This window comes from Streptomyces sp. NPDC017246, assembly GCF_044331325.1.
Classification (GTDB): Bacteria; Actinomycetota; Actinomycetes; order Streptomycetales; family Streptomycetaceae; genus Streptomyces.
In genome coordinates, this window is the sequence record NZ_JBIRMW010000001.1 from 861,067 (window position 1) to 881,699 (window position 20,633).

General features: G+C 73.1%; 21 protein-coding genes. 10 read left to right on the plus strand and 11 right to left on the minus strand.

Translation table 11 applies throughout. The features are described from left to right. Nucleotides 1-50 precede the first annotated feature (50 nt). On the plus strand, nt 51-1,049 hold the full coding sequence (locus ACH4MY_RS03920; RefSeq protein ID WP_397997037.1) for a Gfo/Idh/MocA family oxidoreductase: 999 nt from the start codon (nt 51-53) through the stop codon (nt 1,047-1,049). Between the two features lie 102 nt (nt 1,050-1,151). Here ACH4MY_RS03920 and ACH4MY_RS03925 read toward each other — a convergent pair whose 3' ends face one another. The 3 genes from ACH4MY_RS03925 to ACH4MY_RS03935 all read right to left on the minus strand — a co-directional run bounded on the left by ACH4MY_RS03925 (nt 1,152) and on the right by ACH4MY_RS03935 (nt 4,354). Next, a complete protein-coding gene (locus ACH4MY_RS03925) occupies nt 1,152-2,330 on the minus strand; it encodes a cytochrome P450 (RefSeq protein ID WP_397997040.1) in 1,179 nt (392 codons plus the stop codon). 141 nt (nt 2,331-2,471) lie between these two features. Then, nucleotides 2,472-3,143 carry a response regulator gene (locus tag ACH4MY_RS03930; RefSeq protein WP_397997043.1) on the minus strand — a complete coding sequence of 224 codons (672 nt, stop codon included), beginning with the start codon at nt 3,141-3,143 and terminating at the stop codon, nt 2,472-2,474. Next, entirely contained in the window at nt 3,140-4,354 is a 1,215-nt protein-coding gene (locus ACH4MY_RS03935) for a sensor histidine kinase (protein ID WP_397997045.1), read from the minus strand. Before ACH4MY_RS03935 ends, ACH4MY_RS03930 begins: the two co-directional genes overlap by 4 nt. Before the next feature lie 145 nt (nt 4,355-4,499). Here ACH4MY_RS03935 and ACH4MY_RS03940 point away from each other — a divergent pair, with 145 nt between their 5' ends. Continuing rightward, nucleotides 4,500-4,721, plus strand: a complete 222-nt coding sequence (locus ACH4MY_RS03940; RefSeq protein WP_397997047.1) for a hypothetical protein — start codon at nt 4,500-4,502, stop codon at nt 4,719-4,721. An 86-nt stretch (nt 4,722-4,807) separates the two neighbouring features. Here ACH4MY_RS03940 and ACH4MY_RS03945 read toward each other — a convergent pair whose 3' ends face one another. Both ACH4MY_RS03945 and ACH4MY_RS03950 read right to left on the minus strand, forming a co-directional pair. Continuing rightward, nucleotides 4,808-5,161, minus strand: a complete 354-nt coding sequence (locus tag ACH4MY_RS03945; protein ID WP_397997050.1) for a hypothetical protein — start codon at nt 5,159-5,161, stop codon at nt 4,808-4,810. Between the two features lie 11 nt (nt 5,162-5,172). Continuing rightward, nucleotides 5,173-6,108: a DMT family transporter gene (locus ACH4MY_RS03950; RefSeq protein WP_397997052.1), complete on the minus strand. Its 936-nt coding sequence runs from the start codon at nt 6,106-6,108 to the stop codon at nt 5,173-5,175. 294 nt (nt 6,109-6,402) lie between these two features. Between ACH4MY_RS03950 and ACH4MY_RS03955 the strand changes: the two genes are divergently transcribed. Continuing rightward, nucleotides 6,403-7,143 carry an SDR family NAD(P)-dependent oxidoreductase gene (locus tag ACH4MY_RS03955; protein WP_397997054.1) on the plus strand — a complete coding sequence of 247 codons (741 nt, stop codon included), beginning with the start codon at nt 6,403-6,405 and terminating at the stop codon, nt 7,141-7,143. A 269-nt stretch (nt 7,144-7,412) separates the two neighbouring features. Here ACH4MY_RS03955 and alc read toward each other — a convergent pair whose 3' ends face one another. Both alc and allB read right to left on the minus strand, forming a co-directional pair. Next, nucleotides 7,413-8,528 (minus strand): allantoicase, encoded by a 1,116-nt coding sequence (alc, locus tag ACH4MY_RS03960; RefSeq protein ID WP_397997057.1) that lies wholly within the window; start codon nt 8,526-8,528, stop codon nt 7,413-7,415. Nucleotide 8,529: 1 nt separating this feature from the next. Beyond that, a complete protein-coding gene (gene allB, locus ACH4MY_RS03965) occupies nt 8,530-9,864 on the minus strand; it encodes an allantoinase AllB (protein ID WP_397997060.1) in 1,335 nt (444 codons plus the stop codon). Nucleotides 9,865-10,224: 360 nt separating this feature from the next. On the opposite strand from allB, the gene ACH4MY_RS03970 reads away from it, so the two are divergent. Then, nucleotides 10,225-11,031, plus strand: a complete 807-nt coding sequence (locus tag ACH4MY_RS03970; protein WP_328941822.1) for an IclR family transcriptional regulator — start codon at nt 10,225-10,227, stop codon at nt 11,029-11,031. 69 nt (nt 11,032-11,100) lie between these two features. On the opposite strand, the gene ACH4MY_RS03975 is transcribed toward ACH4MY_RS03970, so the two are convergent. Continuing rightward, nucleotides 11,101-11,793, minus strand: a complete 693-nt coding sequence (locus tag ACH4MY_RS03975) for a nitroreductase family protein (protein ID WP_397997064.1) — start codon at nt 11,791-11,793, stop codon at nt 11,101-11,103. A gap of 68 nt (nt 11,794-11,861) precedes the next feature. Between ACH4MY_RS03975 and ACH4MY_RS03980 the strand changes: the two genes are divergently transcribed. Then, on the plus strand, nt 11,862-12,263 hold the full coding sequence (locus ACH4MY_RS03980; protein WP_397997066.1) for a winged helix-turn-helix transcriptional regulator: 402 nt from the start codon (nt 11,862-11,864) through the stop codon (nt 12,261-12,263). A gap of 63 nt (nt 12,264-12,326) precedes the next feature. On the opposite strand, the gene ACH4MY_RS03985 is transcribed toward ACH4MY_RS03980, so the two are convergent. Together ACH4MY_RS03985 and ACH4MY_RS03990 are read right to left on the minus strand one after the other, a co-directional pair. Further along, nucleotides 12,327-13,007 (minus strand): ABC transporter ATP-binding protein, encoded by a 681-nt coding sequence (locus tag ACH4MY_RS03985; protein WP_397997069.1) that lies wholly within the window; start codon nt 13,005-13,007, stop codon nt 12,327-12,329. Then, nucleotides 13,004-14,083, minus strand: coding sequence for an ABC transporter permease (locus ACH4MY_RS03990; RefSeq protein ID WP_397997072.1), 1,080 nt, complete (start codon nt 14,081-14,083; stop codon nt 13,004-13,006). The genes ACH4MY_RS03985 and ACH4MY_RS03990 overlap by 4 nt, the downstream gene beginning before the upstream one ends. 112 nt (nt 14,084-14,195) lie before the next feature. Between ACH4MY_RS03990 and ACH4MY_RS03995 the strand changes: the two genes are divergently transcribed. Together ACH4MY_RS03995 and ACH4MY_RS04000 are read left to right on the plus strand one after the other, a co-directional pair. Next, nucleotides 14,196-15,476: a histidine kinase gene (locus ACH4MY_RS03995; protein ID WP_397997075.1), complete on the plus strand. Its 1,281-nt coding sequence runs from the start codon at nt 14,196-14,198 to the stop codon at nt 15,474-15,476. Further along, entirely contained in the window at nt 15,473-16,099 is a 627-nt protein-coding gene (locus ACH4MY_RS04000) for a response regulator (RefSeq protein ID WP_397997077.1), read from the plus strand. Before ACH4MY_RS03995 ends, ACH4MY_RS04000 begins: the two co-directional genes overlap by 4 nt. 148 nt (nt 16,100-16,247) lie before the next feature. Here the strand turns inward: ACH4MY_RS04000 and ACH4MY_RS04005 are convergent, their stop codons facing one another. Further along, entirely contained in the window at nt 16,248-16,574 is a 327-nt protein-coding gene (locus tag ACH4MY_RS04005; RefSeq protein WP_397997080.1) for a DUF5955 family protein, read from the minus strand. 187 nt (nt 16,575-16,761) lie between these two features. Between ACH4MY_RS04005 and ACH4MY_RS04010 the strand changes: the two genes are divergently transcribed. The 3 genes from ACH4MY_RS04010 to ACH4MY_RS04020 all read left to right on the plus strand — a co-directional run bounded on the left by ACH4MY_RS04010 (nt 16,762) and on the right by ACH4MY_RS04020 (nt 20,632). Beyond that, nucleotides 16,762-17,388 (plus strand): NTP transferase domain-containing protein, encoded by a 627-nt coding sequence (locus tag ACH4MY_RS04010; protein ID WP_397997083.1) that lies wholly within the window; start codon nt 16,762-16,764, stop codon nt 17,386-17,388. A gap of 227 nt (nt 17,389-17,615) precedes the next feature. Beyond that, entirely contained in the window at nt 17,616-19,238 is a 1,623-nt protein-coding gene (gene aceB, locus ACH4MY_RS04015) for a malate synthase A (RefSeq protein ID WP_397997085.1), read from the plus strand. Between the two features lie 248 nt (nt 19,239-19,486). After that, a complete protein-coding gene (locus tag ACH4MY_RS04020; RefSeq protein WP_397997087.1) occupies nt 19,487-20,632 on the plus strand; it encodes a GDSL-type esterase/lipase family protein in 1,146 nt (381 codons plus the stop codon). The last annotated feature ends 1 nt before the right edge of the window (nt 20,633 follow it).

Genomic DNA, 20,633 nt, shown 5'->3' on the forward strand with positions numbered 1-20,633 from the left:
TGTCCTGACAAATCCTTGACACCGGGGACGGACCGCTCCACGGTGGGGCCATGCGCATCGGACTCATCGGAACGGGACGGATCGGGAGCTTCCACGCGGGGGTGCTGGCCCGCCACCCGGAGGTCGAGTCGCTGGTCGTGGCGGATGTGGACGCCACCCGGGCGGCCGGGGTCGCGGGAGCGCTCGGGGCGGAGGCGGCGCCGGATGTGACGGCGCTGTTCGGACACGCCCTGGACGCCGTGGTGATCGCCTCGGCGACGGCCGCGCACGCGGAGCTGATCGCCCGCGCGGCGGGCGCCGGGCTCCCGGCCTTCTGCGAGAAGCCGATCGCCCTGGACGTGCCGCGGACGCGGGCCGCGCTCGCGGCGGTGGCGCAGGCGGGGACGGAGCTCCAGCTCGGCTTCATGCGGCGCTTCGACGCGGGGTACCGGGCGGCGCGCGAGGCCGTGCGCTCGGGGCGCCTCGGCCGGCTGCACACCGTACGGGCGGCGACCTCCGACCCGGAGCCGCCGCCGGCCGCGTACCTGCCGCTCTCCGGCGGTCTCTTCCGGGACTGTCTGGTGCACGACTTCGACATCGTGCGCTGGGTGACCGGGCGGGAGATCGTGGAGGTGTACGCGACGGGCTCGGACGCCGGCCCCGCGATGTTCCGGGAGGCGGGGGACGTGTCGTCGGCCGCCGCTCTGCTCACCCTGGACGACGGCACGCTGGTCACGGCGACGGCGACCCGCTGCAACGGCGCCGGGTACGACGTCCGGATGGAGCTGGCGGGCGACCGGGACCAGATCACGGTGGGCCTGGACGACCGCACCCCGCTGACCTCGGTGGAACCGCAGGGACCGGCCGCGCCGGGAAAGCCCTGGCCCGGGTTCCTGGAGCGGTTCGGCCCCGCGTACGAGGCGGAGCTCGACACCTTCGTACGGCTGGTCAGCGGCGAGGCGGCCAATCCCTGCGACGGCCGGGAGGCCCTGGCGGCGCTCCGGATCGCCGACGCCTGCGAGACCTCGCGCCGGGAGCGGCGTCCGGTACGGCTGGACGACGCTCCCTGACGACTCCCCCGGCCCACCACCGGACGACGGCCCCTGACGACTCCCCCGGCCCACCACCCGACGACGCCCCTCCCCTTCACCGCAGGACAGCACCCCTCCCGTTCACCACCGGACGGGCAGGTGCCGGACCCCGCGCATGAGGAGGCCGGGGAGCCACTCCCAGGGCTCGCCCTCGGGGTCGAGCTCCAGCCGGGGGAAGCGGTCCAGGAGCGTACGGAGCGCGATCCGGCCCTCCAGACGGGCCAGCGGGGCGCCCAGGCAGTAGTGGATGCCGTGCCCGAAGGCCAGGTGGCCGCGGGTGTCCCGGCGGATGTCGAAGCGGTCAGGTTCGGGGAAGCGGGCCGGATCGCGGTCGAGGGCCCCGATGGCGACGAGGACGCTCTGCCCCGCCGGGATCTCGGTGCCGCCGAGGGTGACGGCTTCCCGGGTGAAGCGGAAGGTACCGGTCTCCACCGGCCCGTCGTACCGCAGGGACTCCTCGATCGCCCCGTCCAGCAGGCTCGGGTCGGCGCGGAGGGCGGCGAGCTGCTCGGGATGGGTGAGCAGGTTGCGGACGGTGTTGGCGATCAGGTTGACGGTGGTCTCGTGGCCCGCGATGAGCAGCAGATAGGCCATGGCCCGCAGTTCGGGACCGGAGAGCCGGTCGCCGTCCTCGGCACGGGCCGCGAGGAGCCCGGAGAGCAGGTCGTCGGCGGGGCCCGCGGCCCGCTTGTCCTCGATGAGTTCGTCGAGGTACCCGGCGAAGCCCTCCATGGCCTCGGCCATGGCCCGCTCGTCGCCCGGGGTGACGAGCTCGGTCGACCAGCGGCGGAAGGTGTCGCGGTCCTCGGCGGGGACGCCGAGGAGCTCGCAGATGACGGTGATCGGCAGCGGGTACGCGAAGGCGTCGACGAGATCGGCGCGGCCCGCGGGCTCCATCGCGTCGGCGAGTTCGGCGGTGAGCCGCTCGATGCGGGGGCGCAGGCCCTCCACCCGGCGGCCGGTGAACTCGCCCGTGACCAGGCGGCGCAGCCGGGTGTGGTCGGGGGCGTCGGCCCCGAGGAGGTGGACGCCGATGATGTCCTCCTCCGGCGGCCGGACGCCGATCACGGACGGGGACTTGGCGAACCGCGGGTCGGCGAGCGCCGCGCGCCCCTCGTCGTGGCCGACGATCAGCCAGAACCGGTAGCCGTCGGGCATCCGCGCCTCGTGGACGGGGCCGGACTCACGGAGCTTCGCGTAGAAGGGGTACGGGTTCGCGGTGAAGTCCGCGCCGTACTCCCCCAGTTCGATGACGGACATCGAGTCAGCCTAGCCGACCGGCCCGAAGCCGTCCGGGTCGGCGCTCGCCGGTTCTAGGCGGCTTCTGTCGACTCCGGTCGGCCTCGTCGGCTCTCGTCGGCGCCCGTCGGCTCCGGCCCTCGTCGGCCCGGCCCGCGGCCGTCAGTTCTGGTCGTCCTCCTCCAGGAGCCCCGCGTCGTGGACGAGGAGGGCGATCTGGACGCGGTTGTTGAGGCCGAGTTTGGCGAGCACGCGCGAGACATGGGTCTTGACCGTCGGCACGCTCATGTACAGCCCGGCGGCGATCTCGGCGTTGGACAGACCTCGGCCCACGGCGATCGCCACCTCCCGCTCACGGCCCGCGAGTTCGGCCAGCCGGCCGCCGGCCGCCGTGCGCGGGGTCTGTTCCGGCTGCCCGGCGACATGGGTCATGAGCTGACGGGTGACGGCCGGGGAGAGCACCGGGTCCCCGGCGGCGACCCGGCGTACGGCGGCGACGATCTCGGCCGGCGGGGTGTCCTTGAGGACGAATCCGGCGGCGCCCGCGCGCAGGGCGCGCAGCACCTGCTCGTCGGCGTGGAAGGTGGTGAGGACGACGACCTCGGGGGCGCCGGGTTCGGCACGGAGGCGTTCGGTGGCGGTGAGCCCGTCCACCTGGGGCATGCGGATGTCCATGAGGACGACGTCGGGGGCGTGACGGGCGACGAGTTCGGGGACCTCGCGGCCGTCGGCGCCCTCGCCGACGATCTCCAGGTCCTCGGCGCCGCCGAGCATGAGGGTGAGGCCCGCGCGGACCAGGGGGTCGTCGTCGACGATGAGCAGCCGGATGGTCATGGGGGCCACGGTAGCCAGGCGTGCAGCGCGAATCCGCCGTCGGGGGCGGGTCCGTGCTCCATCCGGCCGCCGGCGAGCGCGGCGCGCTCGGTGAGTCCGATGAGGCCCTGGCCGGAGCCGGGGACGTGCGGGACCGCTCCGGCGGGCGCCGGATTGTGGATGTCGACGGTGAGGCCCTCGCCGGGGCGGCCGCGGACGGTGACGGTGACCGTGGTGCCGGGGGCGTGTTTGCGGGCGTTGGTGAGGCCCTCCTGGGCGATGCGGTAGACGGTGCGGCCGGTGGCGGCGGGCACGGCCGACGGGTCGTCCACGGTGGTGTCGAGGACGACCTCCGCCCCGGCCTCGCGGGACTCGTCGATGAGCGCGTCGAGGGTGGCGAGGGTGGGCTGGGGCCGGTCTCCGCCGTCGCCGTTCTCGCCGGGTGCGCGCAGGACGCCGATGATCTCGCGGAGGTCCTGGAGAGCTTCGTGGGCGCTGTCGCGGATGACCCCGGCGGCGCGGGCGACCTGCTCGGGCGGGGCGTCGGGGCGGAACTCCAGGGCGCCGGCGTGCACGCTGAGCAGGGTCAGGCGGTGGGCGAGGACGTCGTGCATCTCGCGGGCGATGGCCTCGCGGGCGAGCCGCTGGGCCTGGGCGGCGCGCAGTTCGGCCTCGGCCTCGGCGCGGCGGGCGCGTTCCCTGAGGGCCTCGACGAGCTGGCGGCGGGAGCGGACGAGCATGCCCCAGGCGGTGACGAGCAGGATGAGGATGAAGCCGAGGCCGATGGAGAGCCCGGTGTTGGTGGTGGGGTCGGGCCGAACGAAGGCCTGCACGGTGGACGCGGCGACGGCGAGCGCCCCGATCCAGGCGACCTCGCGGAAGGGGCGGCGGACGGCGACGCTGAACAGACTCGCGAGGAGGGCGCCCGCGGCGACCGGGGCCACGACGTTCAGCAGCGAGAGGGCGATGGCGAGTCCGGTGGGCCAGCGGCGGCGCAGCCAGAGGGCGCAGCAGGCGGCGGCGCCGAGGAGCTGGTCGACGAGGGTGACGGTCTCGCTGGTGTACTCCGCGCTGGTGTCGGCGGCGATGAGGCCGACGAAGGCCGCGAGCAGGAAGAGCGAGATGTCCACGATCCAGTCGCGGACGGTACGGCGGGGCCGGGCCGCCCCGCTCCCGCCCGGTGCGACCAGGTGGGAGGGGAGCAGCCAGCGCTGCCGGTCCGTGCGAGTCATAGCGGCAATGTACGCAGCCGGGGGCGCCGTGCGGGCATGAGCGGCCCGGGACGGTACCGAAGTCGCGGAGGTCGATACTTCGGTAGCGGTGGCCGTGGACCTGCGGCGGACGCGGCCGGTCGCCCGGCCGCGCCATGATCACTTCATGAAGAAGCTTCTGGAGGTCGCCGGTTTCCTGCTCGCCCTCTTCGGTGTGGCCGGGGTGGTGCGCGAGCTGACGGACGGCTGGTTCCGCCTGCTCGGCGTGACCCGGTTCCTCACCGAGAACGTGTGGTTCCTGGAGGGCCGGGAGCTGTTCGCCAACATCGTGATCGCGGTCCTCGGCCTGGTCCTCATGATCGTGTCGGACCGGGTGGCGAAGTCCTGATCCGCCCGTCGCGGTGGACCGGCGGGCACGCGCCCACCGGTCACCGGTCGCCTCGGCGGTCGGGCGCTCGCCGGTGACCTCGGCGGTCAGGCGCTCGCCGAGTCGATGCGGGTCACTTCGGCGAGGTGCTCGGCCATGCGGTGGGAGACCGAACCGCTGGTGTAGAGGGCGGCGCCGAGCACGGCGACGGGGACGGAGGCACCGATGACGCCGACGAGTTCGGGCCAGTCGCGGGACTCCTCGCAGGCCTTGTCGTGGAGGTACTCGCTGGTGAGCAGCACGGGGCAGGTGTTGCTGCTGTCGGCCGGTTCGTACGGGGTGAGGAGAAGGACGCCGAACCAGACCCAGAGCAGCCCGGCGACGGCGAGGAGGCCGAGGCCCCAGCCCTGGGTGCGCCGGGCACGGGCGCGGAACTCGTTGTCGTAAGTGAGTGAACGCATGATCGAAGAACTTACCCGGCGTCCCCGTCGGCGGCCCGACGGCCCCAACTGGTGCCCGCCAGAACGAGGATCGCGCCCGCGAGGCCGAGGACCCCGGGGCGGTCCCCCGCGACGGCGATGCCCGCGGCGGCGGCCCAGAGTGGTTCCGTGCCGAGGAGGAGGCTGACCCGGGACGGCGAGGTGCGGCGGACCGCCCACATCTGCACGAAGAAGGCGAAGAGCGTGCAGAAGACGGAGAGGAAGAGCAGCCCGGCCCACTCGCGCGGACCGAAGTCCAGGGCGACCGCCCAGGGCGAGGCGCCGGTGCCGGGGAAGGCCGCGATGACGGCGAAGACGGCGACGGCGGAGCCGAGCTGCACGGTGGTCAGGGAGAGCGAGTCGGCGGACCGGACCGCCTTGATCCGGGACATGGCCAGGACGTGGACGGTACGGGCCAGGGCGGCGAGCAGCATGAGCAGGTCGCCCGTGGAGGGGGCGGTGAAGCCACCGCCCTGGGTGAGGAGGACGACGCCCGCGACGGAGAGCGCGGCGGCGCCGAGGAAAGCGCGGGGCGGTCTGACCCTGGTGACGGCGGCCTCGGCGAGCGGGGTGAAGATCATGGTGAGGCTGATGATCAGACCCGCGTTGGTGGCGGAGGTGTGGACGACGCCGTAGGTCTCCAGGAGGAAGATCCCGGCGAGGATCAGTCCGAGGGTGGCCGCGCCGCGCCACTGGGCCGCGCTCAGCGCCCGGAGCCTGGCCCACCCGGCGACGACGAGGACGGGCAGCACCACGGCGAACCGCAGCACGAGGACCGCGATGACGGTGTGGGTGGTGGTGATGCCCTTGGCCGCGAGGTAGCTGGCGCCCCAGACGACGGCGACGAGCAGCACGGGCAGGTCGGTGAGCCAGGCGCGGCGCGGGGCGCCGAGCGGCACGGGGGCGGCAAGGGAGGACGAAGCTGCCATGGCGGGCCGGTTCTCCAACTCTCTGGGTGGGGTGGAGACTTCTGCGGCTCGCACGTGGAGCGATCACCGTACCCGGACAGGCCTGTGGCGGCTACACCTTTCTGTCGCCCACGAGCCGCCCCCGAGCCGCTCACCAGCCGCTCACCAGCCGCTGAAGGGTCGACCGCGAGTCGCCGACGAGCCGACGCGGGGTGCCGGTCGGGTCGGCGTCCGATTCCTGCCAGCTTCCGGGCACCCGGACGACTTTCATTGAACCCGCAACCACTTATGGCTTCTCCCTACGGAGGTTTCGGGATGTCCACGATGAACGGCACGGCGGTTCTGGTGACGGGCGGCAGCCGCGGGATCGGCGCGGCCACGGCCGTACGCCTCGCGCAGGAGGGCGCCGACGTCGCCTTCACCTACGTCCAGGACGAGGCGCGGGCCAAGGAGGTCGCCGCACGGATCGAGGCGGCCGGCCGGAAGGCGCTGCCCCTGCGGGCCGACGCGGCCGACGCCGGGGACGCGGCGGGGGCGGTCGACTGGGCGGCGGACGCCCTGGGCCGGCTCGACGTCCTGGTCAACAACGTCGGCGCCGGGGTCCTCGGCCCGCTGGAGTCGCTGGCCCTCGCCGACGTGGACCGGGTCCTCGCGGTGAACGTCCGGGCGTCCTTCCTCGCCTCGCAGGCGGCGGCCGGGCGCCTGCCCGACGGCGGGCGGATCATCACGATCGGCAGCTGCATGACGCAGCGGGTGCCGGGGCCCGGCGGGTCCCTGTACGCGATGAGCAAGTCGGCTCTGACCGGCCTCACGAAGGCGCTCGCCCGGGAGCTGGGCGGTCGCGGGATCACGGCGAACCTCGTCCACCCCGGCCCCGTCGACACCGACATGAACCCGGCGGACGGGCCGTACGCGGCGGGCCAGGCGGCCATGACGGCGCTGGGCCGCTTCGGCACCCCGGACGAGGTGGCCTCCATGGTCGCCTTCCTGGCGGGGCCCGAGGGGCGGTACGTGACGGGCGCCGAGTTCTCGGTGGACGGCGGGCACGCGGCGTAGCCCCGTACGGCGACCGCCTCGAAGCGCCCGTGCGCGGAGCCCGGCGAGTGGGCGGAAGAGTGCCGCCGGGGGAAGCGAGCCGGAAAAGGGGTTCGCGAGGGCGCACCGGTGCTGTCGGTCCGGTGCGCCCTCGCGGGCCGGGCGGGGTGTCGTACCCGCCCAGTTCTGGGGTGACCGGGGTCCCCGGGGGCCGGGCGGTGTCGGCCGCCCGGCCCCGGAGTCCCGGGGCGGCCGGGCGCGCCCGGCCTGCTGGTGGTGGTCCGGTGGCGTCAGCCGCCGAGTTCCTGGTGGCGGGCGGTCAGCCGGGCCGCACCGGCCTCCGTGAGGGAGCCGAAGAGACGGAGGCGGGAGATGCCGCCGTCCGGGTAGATGTCGATCCGCACCCGGGAGCCGACCGCCGGGGTGCCGAGCACGAAGCGGTGGTTGGTGTCGGGCTGGAGGCGGGTCCGGGGCAGGATCTCGGTCCACTCCTCCGAGCCCTCGGCCGCGACGGAGAGCGCGGCCCAGCCGGCGCTGTTGCCCTTGAGGTAGGCGGTGTCGATCTCGACGGCGCGGATCTCGGACTCGGCGACCAGCTGGTAGCGGATCCAGTCGTTGCCCTTGTCGCGGCGGCGGCGGGTCTCCCAGCCGTCGTCCATCTTGCGGGAGCGGCCCGGCTGGATGGTGTTGGTGGCCGGGGAGTAGAAGCGGTCGGAGGCGTCCTCGACCTGGCCGCCGTTCTCCAGGGCAGCGAGGTCGAAGGTGCCGAGGACCCCGAGCCACGCCGGGTCGGGGGCGACCTCGCCGTAGACCCGGAGGCGGGCGATGCCGCCGTCGGGGTGCTGGTTGACGCGCAGGTGCGTGAAGCGCTGCTCGACGTCGACGGCGAAGCCGTTGGCGGCGTGCCCGCCGACGGCGGTGCGCGGGACGAGCGTCGTCCACTTCACGTCGTCGGCGAGGAGCTCCTCGGGCGAGGGCGAGCCGGGGACGGAGGCGGCCTCGACGGAGACGGCCTGCGGGTAGTTGCCGCGGAAGTGGGCCGTGTCGAGGACGATGCCGCGGACCACACCGGGCGCGCCGAGCCGTACGAGGGCCCAGTCGTGGTCGTCCTCGGTGGGGTGCGGCTGCTGGGCCGAGATGCCACGGCGGCGGCGGGTCTCCCAGCCGTCCATGATCTTGCCCTTGTGGCCGAAGTGCTCGGGGTCGAACTCGGCGGCCTCGGGCTTGAGGAGGTTCTCGCGCTCGGCGAAGAACTCGTCGTTGGCGGCGATCACGCCCGCGCCGAGGCGCCGGTCGGCGAGGTCCGCGTACTGGGCGAAGGGGAAGTCGGCCGTCCGGTAGTCGGCGTACGGGTCGCCGCCGCCGTAGGGGCTCGCGTCACCGGTGAAGCTGGGTATGACGGACACGTCAGTTGTTCCTTTCGAGGAGGCGGCCGGAGGGCTCGGCGAGGGTGCCGCCGTCGGCGATCCGCTCTCCGCGCAGCCAGGTGGAAGTGACGACGCCGTGGAGGGTCTTGCCCGCGTAGGCGGTGATCCGGTTGCGGTGCTGGAGGTCGGCCGGGTCGACGGTGAAGGTCGCCTCGGGCGCGAGGACGGCGAAGTCGGCGTCGCGGCCGGCCTCGATGGCGCCCTTGCGGGTGAGTCCGGCGAGCCGGGCCGGGCCCTCGGACATCCAGCGGACGACGTCCGTCAGGTCGAAGCCGCGGCGGCGGGCCTCGGTCCAGATGGCCGGCAGGCCGAGCTGGAGGGAGGAGATGCCGCCCCAGGCGGACGCGAAGTCGGGCGTCTTGAGGTCTGCCGTGGACGGGGAGTGGTCGGAGACGATGCAGTCGATCGTGCCGTCCGCGAGCCCCTGCCACAGCGCGTCCTGGTTGACGGCCTCGCGGATGGGCGGGCAGCACTTGAACTCGGTGGCGCCGTCCGGGATCTCCTCGGCGGTGAGCGTGAGGAAGTGCGGACAGGACTCGACCGTGATCTTCACGCCCTCGGCCTTGGCGGCGGCGATGACCGGCAGCGCGTCCGAGGAGGAGAGGTGGAGGACGTGGACGCGGGCGTTGAGCCGGCGGGCCTGGTTGATCAGGTTCTCGATCGCCGTGTTCTCGGCGTCCCGGGGGCGGGAGGCGAGGAAGTCGGCGTACGCGCCGCCCGGGCGCTGGGGCGCGGCGGCGAGGTGGTGCGGGTCCTCGGCGTGCACGATCATCAGGCCGTCGAAGCCGGAGATCTCGGCGAGGGACGTCGCCAGCCGCTCCTGGTCGAGCTCGGGGAACTCCTCCACGCCGGAGGGCGACAGGAAGCACTTGAAGCCGAAGACTCCGGCGTCGTGGAGCGGGCGCAGGTCCTTGACGTTGTCGGGCAGGGCGCCGCCCCAGAAGCCGACGTCGACGTGGGCCTTGGCGCGGGCGACCTCCTGCTTGACCCGCAGGTTCTCCACGGTGGTGGTCGGCGGCAGCGAGTTGAGCGGCATGTCGAGCAGCGTGGTGATGCCGCCGGCGGCGGCCGCGCGGGTGGCGGTCCAGAAGCCCTCCCACTCGGTGCGGCCGGGGTCGTTCACGTGTACGTGGGTGTCGACGAGTCCGGGCAGGACGACGTCGTCGCCGACGTCCTCAAGCCGGGCGCCGGCGGGTACCTCGGCGTCGTACGGCAGCACGGCCGCGATCGTCCCCCCGGAGACGGCGATCGACGCCGGGCGGGTTCCCTCGGGGGTGATGACACGCGTCGAGCGCAGGACCAGGTTGACGTCCACCCGTACCCCTTCTTCAAGTGCTTCGGCGAGAACCGGGTGCTTCGACGAGGAACCGCCCGGCAGGAAATTCAACGAACTGTTGAAGGAGTCTTCACTTCCGGACGACATGTCGTCAAGGGCACAATTCCAGGATCGGCCCTCACCGAACCCTGCTTGGATGTTTCCACGAAGTGGAATGTAAATTTCGTACAGTAGAACGTAGCTCCACACAGGTGGGGCGGACCCGGACCGCTCCCGGCCGTCGCCGACACCGGACAAACACGTCCTGACCGGCGCGGACGCCGACACCGGGACCATGTGCCCCGACCGATGGGCCGGTAGGCTGCTGACTTGCCCGCCTGCCCCGAAAGGACCGTTGACGTGCCGACGTCCAGCGCCAGCACCACCGACGCCGCCAAGCCCGCCGCGAGCGGGGGCGTCCAGTCCCTTGAGCGTGCCTTCGACCTCCTGGAGCGGATGGCCGACGCCGGGGGCGAGGTCGGGCTGAGCGAGCTCTCCGCCAGCAGCGGACTCCCGCTCCCCACCATCCACCGCCTCATGCGCACCCTGGTCGCCTGCGGCTATGTGCGCCAGCAGCCCAACCGGCGGTACGCGCTCGGACCCCGGCTCATCCGGCTCGGCGAATCCGCCTCCCGCCTCCTCGGCACCTGGGCCCGCCCGTACCTGGCGCGCCTCGTCGAGGAGACCGGCGAGACCGCGAACATGGCACTGCTCGACGGCGACGAGATCGTGTACGTCGCCCAGGTGCCGTCCAAGCACTCGATGCGCATGTTCACCGAGGTCGGCCGGCGGGTGCTCCCGCACTCGACCGGTGTGGGCAAGGCGCTCCTCGCCCACACCCCGGCGGAGGAGGTACGCGCGCTGCTCGCCCGTACCGGCATGCCGGCCGCGACGGAGAAGACGATCACCACGCCGGACGGCTTCCTCGACGCGCTCGTCGCGGTCCGCGAGACGGGATACGCGGTCGACGACAACGAGCAGGAGATAGGAGTCCGCTGCCTCGCGGTATCGGTGCCGGACTCCCCCACCGCCGCGGCGATCTCGATCTCGGGCCCGGCGGGCCGGGTGACCGAGGCGGCCACGGAGAAGATCGTCCCGATCCTCCAGGAGGTCGCCCGGGAACTCTCGGCGGCCCTGGCGAACACGACGGGCAACGGCGGGTCGTAGCGCCCCGCTCCCCCGCCCACCACGGCGCGGGCGGCGCCCGCCCGCCCCCGCCGTGCCGGCGCGAGGCGTCTACTCCCGGCGTGCGGCGCTCTCCTCGGCGCCGCGCTGTCCGCGGAACGCACCGTGGTGTCCGTGGAAGACGTTGCGTTCCATGGCTCGCCGGCCGGGATGGCGTCGTTCCTCCGCCGGGTAGCCGACCGACACGAGCAGGGCGATGGCCAGGTCGTCCCGGTCGCCGATCCCGATCACCTTCTTCACCTCGGCCTCGTCCCAGCCGTTCATCGGCGAGGTGGCCAGGCCCAGCTCGGTCGCGGCGAGCATCAGGAAGGATGCCGCGATCACGGCGTCCTTCACCGCGTACTCCCGCAGGAGACCGCGCCGGTCGAGGTCCTCCTGGAACGCGGTCGAGGCGGCCGAGAACATGGCGATGAACTCGTCGTCCCAGGCGCCGTCGCGGCGGGCCCGGTCGTAGACGTCGCTGTGATCGTCACGCCAGGACTCCGGCTCGGCGACGAAGACCAGGACCACGGGGGCCTCCCGCGTCTGGGGCTGGCCTCCGGTGGCCCGGGTCAGCCCGTCGCGGCCCTCGCCGTCGGCGACCACGACGATCGACCGGTCCTGCAGATTCCAGCTGGAGGGTGCCTGGACCGCGAGTTCGAGCAGCGTGGTGAGGGCGTCGTCCGGGATCGGGTCGGGGCGGTAGTGGCGGACGGTGCGGCGCGTGCGGATCGCGTCGGCTACGGAGAGCGTGTGGTTCGTCATGACACGAACTATTGGAGAGTCACTCTCCAATAGGAATAAGGCACTTATTGGTGCGTTACTCTCCCGGCATGAAGACCGTCGTGGAATCCTCCGGACTACCGGCCGACGCCTACTCCGCAAAGTGCCCGACGCGCCAGGTCCTCGACCACATCGCCGGCAAATGGACGATCCTGGTCGTCGACGCCCTCCTCGAAGGCACCATGCGCTACACCGACTTGAGCCGACGCATCGAGGGCGTCTCGCAGAAGATGCTCACCCAGACCCTCCGCGGCCTTGAGGCCGACGGCTTCCTCACCCGCACGGCGTACCCGTCCATCCCGCCCAGGGTCGAGTACGACCTGACGGACCTGGGCCGGAGCCTCGCCGAGCCGATCGCCGCACTCCGGCAATGGACGGAGACCCACATCAACGAGATCGAACGGGCCCGGGCCCTCGCCGCCGCGGCGGCGAGGAAAACCCAGGCGCCCTGACCCACCGCGCCGTACCCCTCAGGCGGTGACACGAGCCCCGGCCCGGCGAGGGGCGGCCGGTGGTCAGACGGTCGCGCGTTCCGACAGGCGGCCGTCCTGGACCTCGACCACCCGGTCCGCGCGGGCGAGGTGCGTACGGTCGTGGGTGACGAGGACCGTCGCCGTACCCCGCTCGCCCGTCAGTCCGACGAGCAGCTCCACCACCGCCGCCCCCCGCTCGTGGTCGAGCGCGCTGGTCGGCTCGTCGACGAGGAGCACAGCGGGCTCGTTCATCAGGGCACGCGCGATGTTGACCCGCTGGCGCTGACCGCCGGACAGCTGGTGCGGCCGCCGTCCGGCCAGATCCGCGAGGCCGACCGCGTCCAGCAGTTCCAGTGCCCGGCCCCTGGCCTCCTTCGGCGGACGGCCGGACAGATGCGCCATCACCTGGAGCTGTTCGGCCGCCGTGAGCGAGGGCAGCAGATTGGGCTGCTGGAACACGATCCCGATCCGCTCCCGCCGCAGTGCCGCCCGCCCGGCCGCGTCCAGCGCGCCCGTGTCCGTCCCGGCGACGACGACCCCGCCCCGGTCGGGGGTGACCAGGGTCGCGGCGACCGCGAGCAGGCTGGACTTGCCGGAGCCGGAGGGGCCGACGACGGCCGTGAGCGTACCGGCGGGGACGTCGAGGGAGACGGCGTCGAGCGCGGTCAGCCGGCCGTCCCCGTCGGGGTAGGTGAGGGTGACGGCGTCGAGGACGAGACTCATCGGGCGCTCCCGAGGGCGGTGAGGGGATCGACGGCGGTGATCCGCCGGATGGACAGGGCGGCGCCGAGCACACCGAGCACCACGATGACGGCCGCCGGTCCGAGGACGGTCAGCGGCTCCAGGACGAAGGGCACGTTCCCGCCGCTGACCAGCGCCCCGATGCCGACAGCGAGCGCCGTGCCGAGCAGCGTGCCCGCCGCGAGCATCAGGACCGCCTGTCCGAGGGCGTCCTTGAGGAGGTACGGGGTCGAGGCCCCCAGCGCCTTGAGGACGGCGACGTCGCCGCTCCGCTGAATGGTCCAGACGGTGAAGAAGGCTCCTATGACAAGGGCCGAGATGGCGAAGAGGAAGCCCCGCATGAGCTGGAGCGACCCGTTCTCCGCCTGGTAGGACCCTATGGCGGTGAGCGCCTCGTCGGCGGTCCGCGCCTCGGTGCCGACGGCCTTGTCGCCCGCCGCCCAGTCGGTCCCCCCGCCGCCGCGGAGCGCGATGACGGTGGCCTGTTCCTGCGCGGTCGTGCCGCTGTGGCCTAGCCGCTGCCAGTCGTCGAGCGAGGTCCACACCACCGGGGTGTGGCTGTACGAGGCGTCGCCGGAGACCGCCGTGACGGTGAGCTCCAGCGGGCCGAGGCGGACGGCGTCGCCCGGCGAGACGCCCAGCTCCTCGGCCGCCGACTCCGAGAGGACGGCCCTGCCCGGAGCGGGGGCCACCGGTGCGAGGCCTGCCTCCGGATCCGTACCGAAGGCGGAGACCGCGGCGGTACGGTCCCCGGCGGCGCCGTTGAGCGTGCGGATGCCGAGGGGCGCCGCGGCCTTCACTCCGGGCTGCTCCGCCCAGCGGCGCCACTGCTCCTCCGTCACCGTCGAATTGGTGAAGGAGACCGACTGCCCGGACGGCGGCGCCGCGAAGGCGAGACGGTCGGCGGGCAGACCGGTGATCGCGGAGACGTTCTCCCGCGCGAGCCCGGCGGTCAGCCCTGACAGCAGCCCCACGAGCAGGGTGATCAGGACGATCACGGTGCCCATGAGGGCGAATCGCCCCTTGGCGAATCTGAGGTCTCTCCATGCCACGAACATGCTGACCAGAGTGGTGCGGGAGGGGCCCCGGGGGCATCGCGCCACGGATGGCTCCGTAATCAATCTTTCGGTTGAGTCCGGATTGTCTGCCGCTGTCTACGCTGGAGGGAACATGGATCCGCGTTCCCTCACCCCCGCCCTGCGCGCACTGCGCCTCTGTCTCCACCTGCTGATGGGGGGCCTGCTCGTCCTCGCGGCGGTACGGGCGGACTCGGCCGCCGGGACGGCGCTCGCGGTGGTGACGGGCGCGGTCTACGCCGCCGGTTCGTATCTGCCCTCCGTGCGGAACTCGCAGCGGGCCGCGGGCGTCTGGCTGGCCGCCCTCGGCGTGTCCTGGATCGCGCTGCTCTGGCTGACCCCGGAGGCGCTCTGGGTGGCCTTCCCGCTCTACTTCCTCCAGCTGCACCTGCTGCCCCCGCGCTGGTCCCTGCCTGCGGTCGCGCTGACGGCGGGCGCGGCGATCCTCTCGTACGTGGGGCACGGCGCCGCGCTCAACCCGGGGGTCTTCATCGGGCCGCTGCTCGGTGCGGCGGTCGCGGTGGCGACGGTCCTGGGCTACCAGGCGCTGTACCGGGAGAGCGAGCGGCGGCGCCGGCTCATCGAGGAGCTGATCGCGACACGGGCGGAGCTGGCGGCGGCGGAGCGGCACGCGGGGACGCTCGCCGAGCGGGAGCGGCTCGCCCGCGAGATCCACGACACGCTCGCCCAGGGTCTGTCCTCGATCCAGCTGCTGCTGCGGGCGGCCGAGCGGGCCCTGCCGCCGGGTTCTCCGGCCGCCGGCCACATCGACCGGGCGCGGCGGGCGGCCCAGGACAACCTGGCGGAGGCGAGACGGTTCGTACGGGCACTGTCGCCACCGGACCTGGAGCACGGCTCCCTCGCGGCGGCCCTGGAACGTCTGTGCGAGCCGGGGGCGGGTGCGGGGCTGTACGGCCCGGGCGCCGGTGCGAGCGGCCAGGAGCCCGGGGGCGGCGCGGGTGTGGGTGCGGGTGCGTACGAGCCGGGGGCCGGCGCGGGTGCGTACGAGCCGGGGGCCGGGCCGCGGGTCCGGTTCTCGGTGAGCGGCACACCGGTCGAGCTGCCCACCCCGTACGAGGTGGCGCTGCTGCGGATCGCGCAGTCGGCGCTCGCGAACACGGTGCGGCACGCGGCGGCCTCGCGGGCGGAGATCACGCTGTCGTTCATGGACGCGTCCGTGACCCTGGACGTGGTCGACGACGGCGCGGGCTTCGAGCCGGGGTCCGTCCGCCCGTCCTCCGACGGCGGCTTCGGGCTTCCGGCGATGCGTTCGCGCGCGGAGTCGCTGGGCGGCACGTTCACCGTCGAGTCCGCCCCCGGCCAGGGCACGGCCGTCGCCGTCTCCCTCCCCCTTCCCGCAGGAGTCCGAGCATGACCATCCACCTTCTTCTCGCCGACGACCACCCGGTGGTACGGGCCGGCCTGCGCGCGGTCCTCGACACGGAGCCGGACTTCACCGTCGTCGCGGAGGCGGCGACCGCCGAGCGCGCGGTGGAGCTGGCCGCCGCAGGGGGTGTGGACGTGGTCCTGATGGACCTGCAGTTCGGCTCCGGAATGCACGGCTCGGAGGCGACGGCGGCGATCACGGCGGCGCCCGGCGGGCCGAAGGTGCTCGTCCTGACGACGTACGACACGGACGCGGACATCCTGGCGGCGGTGGAGGCGGGCGCCTCCGGCTATCTCCTGAAGGACGCGCCGCCGGAGGAGCTGGCGGCGGCGGTGCGGACGGCGGCGGCCGGGCAGTCGGCGCTGGCCCCGGCGGTGGCGCACCGGCTGATGGACCGGATGCGGACGCCGGCGGAGGCGCTGACCAGACGCGAGCTGGAGGTGCTCCAGCTGGTGGGCGAGGGCCTGTCGAACCAGCAGATCAGCAAGGTGCTGTTCCTCAGCCAGGCGACGGTGAAGTCGCATCTGGTGCACATCTTCGCGAAGCTGGGCGTGGACTCGCGCACGGCGGCGGTGGCGGCGGCGACGGCACGCCGGCTGATCCGGCGGTAGGTTCCGCTTCCGGCGCGGTGTGCCGGCCTCCGGCGCGATGTGCCGGAAGCCCTGCGCTGCGTGCCGCCCCCTGCGCGGCGACCTGCCTACGGCGCCGGAACACCCGTATCCAGCACCCTTCGCCGGCATCCGGCGTCCGGCCCCCGCGTCAGTCCAGGGGTTCCCGGGGCGGGGGCGGACCGAAGAGTTCCACCGCGCGCCGGACCCCTGCGAGGCCCTCGGCGAGCGCGCTGACGGAGCCGACGGAGCCCGCGACGATCAGCAGGGCGCGGCGCAGTCGCCGCACCTCGGGTGCGCCGCTGAGCGCCATGGCGTCGAGCGCGGCGAGCTCGCCCTCGGCGATGCCCCGATCCGCGAAATCGACCCGATGGGCCGCCAGTTCGCGTCGGAGCCGGGACACGGCGGAGCGCAGCTCGGCCACCCTGGGGTCCACACCCTCGCCGGTCACTCGCCTCTGCCCCACGCTTCGCAACATGGTTCTCCCCCTCGCACGACACTGTGCGCAGAACGCCATACTCCGAACACTCCGAGCCGACCCGTCGGACGGTGGCCGGGCGCCGTGAGTAGCGGTCAGTTAACTCCTTCGCCACCCCGGCGCGCCACCCTCCGTGGACGGAATTCAGGCGACCGTGTGATTCCGCCCGATGCGGTATGCAGTCCCCATGACAACTGCGCATGATCGAACCGATGTCCGCGGACCCGTCGTCGCGGGTCTGCTGCTCGCCGCCGGGGGCGGGCGGCGGCTCGGCGGCCGGCCCAAGGCGCTGCTCTCCCATCGCGGCCGTCCCCTCGTCGAGCACGCGGTGGGGGTGCTGCGCGCGGCCGGCTGCGAGGTGGTGCACGTGGTCCTCGGTGCCTCGGCCGGTGCCGTACGGGAGCGGGCGGAGCTGCCCGGGTGCGTGCTGGTGGACAACCCGGAGTGGGCGGAGGGGATGGGTTCCTCGCTGCGGGCCGGGCTCGCCTCGCTGGCCGCCGACCCGCGCGGGGTGGACGCGGCGCTGGTGATGCTGGTCGACCAGCCGGGGATCGGGGCGGAGGCGGCGGCCCGGGTGCGGGCGGCCTACGCGTCGCGGGACTCGCTCGCGGCGGCCTCGTACGACGGGGAGCGGGGCCATCCGGTGCTCTTCGGGGCCGGGCACTGGGCGGGGATCGCCGAGCTGGCGGTGGGCGACCGGGGCGCGCGGGACTATCTGGCGGCACACCGGGATGCGATCACCCCCGTGGACTGTTCGGATGTGGCCGAGCCCTATGACATCGACACGGAGGCCGATCTGGCGCACCTGGAGTGAAAGGGATGGCACCGAGCGCCATGTTGTGTCGATCCGGAGAATCTCGACATCAACAAACCATTGAACTTCCACCATGAGGAAACTAGTATCCACTGTTCAGAAGCGCCTGCCAGTTCAGAGGGCGCTCGCGGCCGTATCTCGGCGCCTGCGGCACTCCGTGCCGTCCCGCGCGACGCCCGGCGGCCGCCTGGCACGCCCGTGAAGTCCGCTGAAGGAAGTGACAGTTCATGTCCGCACCAGCGCCGTCCCCCCTGGCCGTCGTCGATGCCGAGCCCCTGCCGCGTCAGGAAGAGGTGCTCACCGAGGCCGCCCTGGCCTTCGTCGCCGAACTGCACCGGCGGTTCACCCCGCGCCGGGACGAGCTCCTCGCCCGCCGAGCGGAGCGTCGCGCCGAGATCGCCCGTACGTCCACCCTGGACTTCCTCCCGGAGACCGCCGCGATCCGCGCCGACGACTCCTGGAAGGTCGCGCCGGCCCCGGCGGCCCTGAACGACCGCCGTGTCGAGATCACCGGCCCGACCGACCGCAAGATGACGATCAACGCGCTCAACTCCGGCGCCCGCGTCTGGCTCGCCGACTTCGAGGACGCCTCCGCGCCGACCTGGGAGAACGTGGTCCTGGGGCAGCTCAACCTGATCGACGCCTACGCCCGGAAGATCGACTTCACGGACCCGCGCTCGGGCAAGTCGTACGCCCTCAAGCCGGCCGACGAGCTGGCCACGGTCGTCATGCGGCCCCGCGGCTGGCACCTGGAGGAGCGTCACCTCGCCTTCGACGGCCGCCCCGTGCCGGGTGCGCTCGTCGACTTCGGGCTGTACTTCTTCCACAACGCCCAGCGTCTGATCGACCTCGGCAAGGGCCCGTACTTCTACCTGCCGAAGACGGAGTCGCACCTGGAGGCCCGCCTCTGGAACGAGATCTTCGTCTTCGCCCAGGACTACGTCGGCATCCCGCAGGGCACCGTCCGCGCCACGGTCCTCATCGAGACCATCACGGCCGCGTACGAGATGGAGGAGATCCTCTACGAGCTCCGCGACCACGCCGCCGGGCTGAACGCCGGCCGCTGGGACTACCTCTTCTCCATCGTCAAGAACTTCCGTGACGGCGGAGCCAAGTTCGTCCTGCCGGACCGCAACGCGGTCACGATGACCGCCCCGTTCATGCGCGCCTACACCGAACTCCTCGTGCGCACCTGCCACAAGCGCGGCGCGCACGCGATCGGCGGCATGGCGGCGTTCATCCCGTCCCGCAAGGACGCCGAGGTCAACAAGGTCGCCTTCGAGAAGGTCAAGGCCGACAAGGACCGCGAGGCCGGCGACGGCTTCGACGGCTCCTGGGTCGCCCACCCCGACCTGGTCCCGATCGCGATGGCCTCCTTCGACGCCGTCCTCGGCGAGAAGCCCAACCAGAAGGACCGCCTCCGCGAGGACGTCTCCGTCGCGGCGGGCGACCTGATCGCGATCGACTCGCTGGACGCGAAGCCCACCTACGACGGCCTGGTGAGCGCCGTCCAGGTCGGCACCCGGTACATCGAGGCGTGGCTCCGCGGCCTCGGCGCCGTCGCCATCTTCAACCTGATGGAGGACGCGGCCACCGCCGAGATCTCCCGCTCCCAGATCTGGCAGTGGATCAACGCGGGCGTCGTCTTCGAGAACGGCAGGAAGGCCACCCCCGAGCTGACCCGCGAGGTCGCCGCCGAGGTGCTGACCGCGATCCGCGCCGAGGTCGGCGAGGAGGCCTTCGCGGCCGGCAAGTGGCAGCAGGCCCACGACCTCCTCCTGCACGTCTCGCTCGACGCGGACTACGCAGACTTCCTGACGCTGCCCGCGTACGAGCAGCTGGTCGGCTGATCTCGGACGAGTACGGCTGACCCGGCGGCCCGCACAGCGGTCGGACAGCATCCTGAGCAGGGCTTCGTCCCCGGTGTCGCACAGCACCGGAGGCGGGGCCCTGTTCGCGTTCCTGTGGGCGCACAGGGGACGTGACGGAACCGAGATATGCAGCTACCTAGCGGTAACAAGCCGGGGGGTGACAGATTCCGCCATGCCACCGGCCGGCGGCTGTCCCCCACGTCACTGCGTACCGCAGGAGCACAGCCATGCCTTCGACCCCCCACCGCGCGCTGCGCGCACTCCTGGCACTGTGTACCGCCGCCGGGCTCGCCTCCGTCGCCGCCCAGCCCGCCCAGGCCTCCCCCGGCACGGGCCCCACCGCCGTCGTCACCATGGGCGACAGCTACATCTCCGGAGAGGCCGGCCGCTGGCTGGGCAACAGCCTCACCAACTCGGGGAGCCGCAACGGCACCGACCGGGCCTGGACGGGCAGCGCCTACGACCCGTCCCGGGTGTACGGCACCACCGCGGGCGGCTGCCACCGCTCGGACACCGCCGAGGTGAAGAGCGCCGGACCGATCGCGAGCTCCCTGGTCAATCTGGCCTGTTCCGGGGCGACGACGAAGAACGTGTTCCGCGCCTCGCAGGGCGGCCAGACCTATCGGGGCGAGGCCCCGCAGGCCGACCAGCTGGCGGCCGTCGCCGCCTCGCACGACGTGGAGCTGATCGCGCTCTCGATCGGCGGCAACGACCTCGGCTTCGCCGACATCATCGCCACCTGCGCCAAGGACTACATCGTCTGGTACTCGTACTGCCACGACGACCAGCAGGTCGAGGTGGATGCCCGGATCGACGGCGTGATGGCGGACGTCGGCCGCTCGGTCGACGAGATCCGGGCGGTCATGACGGAAGCCGGCTACAGCGCCTCCGACTACCGGATCGTCCTCCAGTCCTATCCCTCCCCCATCCCCCGCGCCTCCGAGAACCGGTACGGCGAGAGCGGCTGGACCCGTACGAACACCGGCGGCTGCCCCTTCTGGAACGGCGACTCCGACTGGGCGCGCGACTCCCTCGTCCCCCAGCTGGCGAACCGTCTCAAGGGCGTCGCGGCGGCCAAGGGCGTGCAGTTCATGGACCTGCGGGACGCCCTCCAGGGGCGTGAGGTGTGCGCCAAGGCGAGCCGTCAGGTGACCTCGACCGCACCCGCGTCCGGGACGAGCAGCGAGTGGGCGCGCTGGATCGACAGCCAGAGCACGCAGGGGCTCGTCCAGGAGTCCATGCACCCCAACGCCTATGGCCAGCAGGCCTTCGGCCGCTGCCTGGCACTGGTCCAGGCCCGCCCGACCGGCAACCAGAGCTGCCGGAACACGGCGGGGGCGGGCCCGTCGGGGATGTACCTCACCGCGGGCTGAC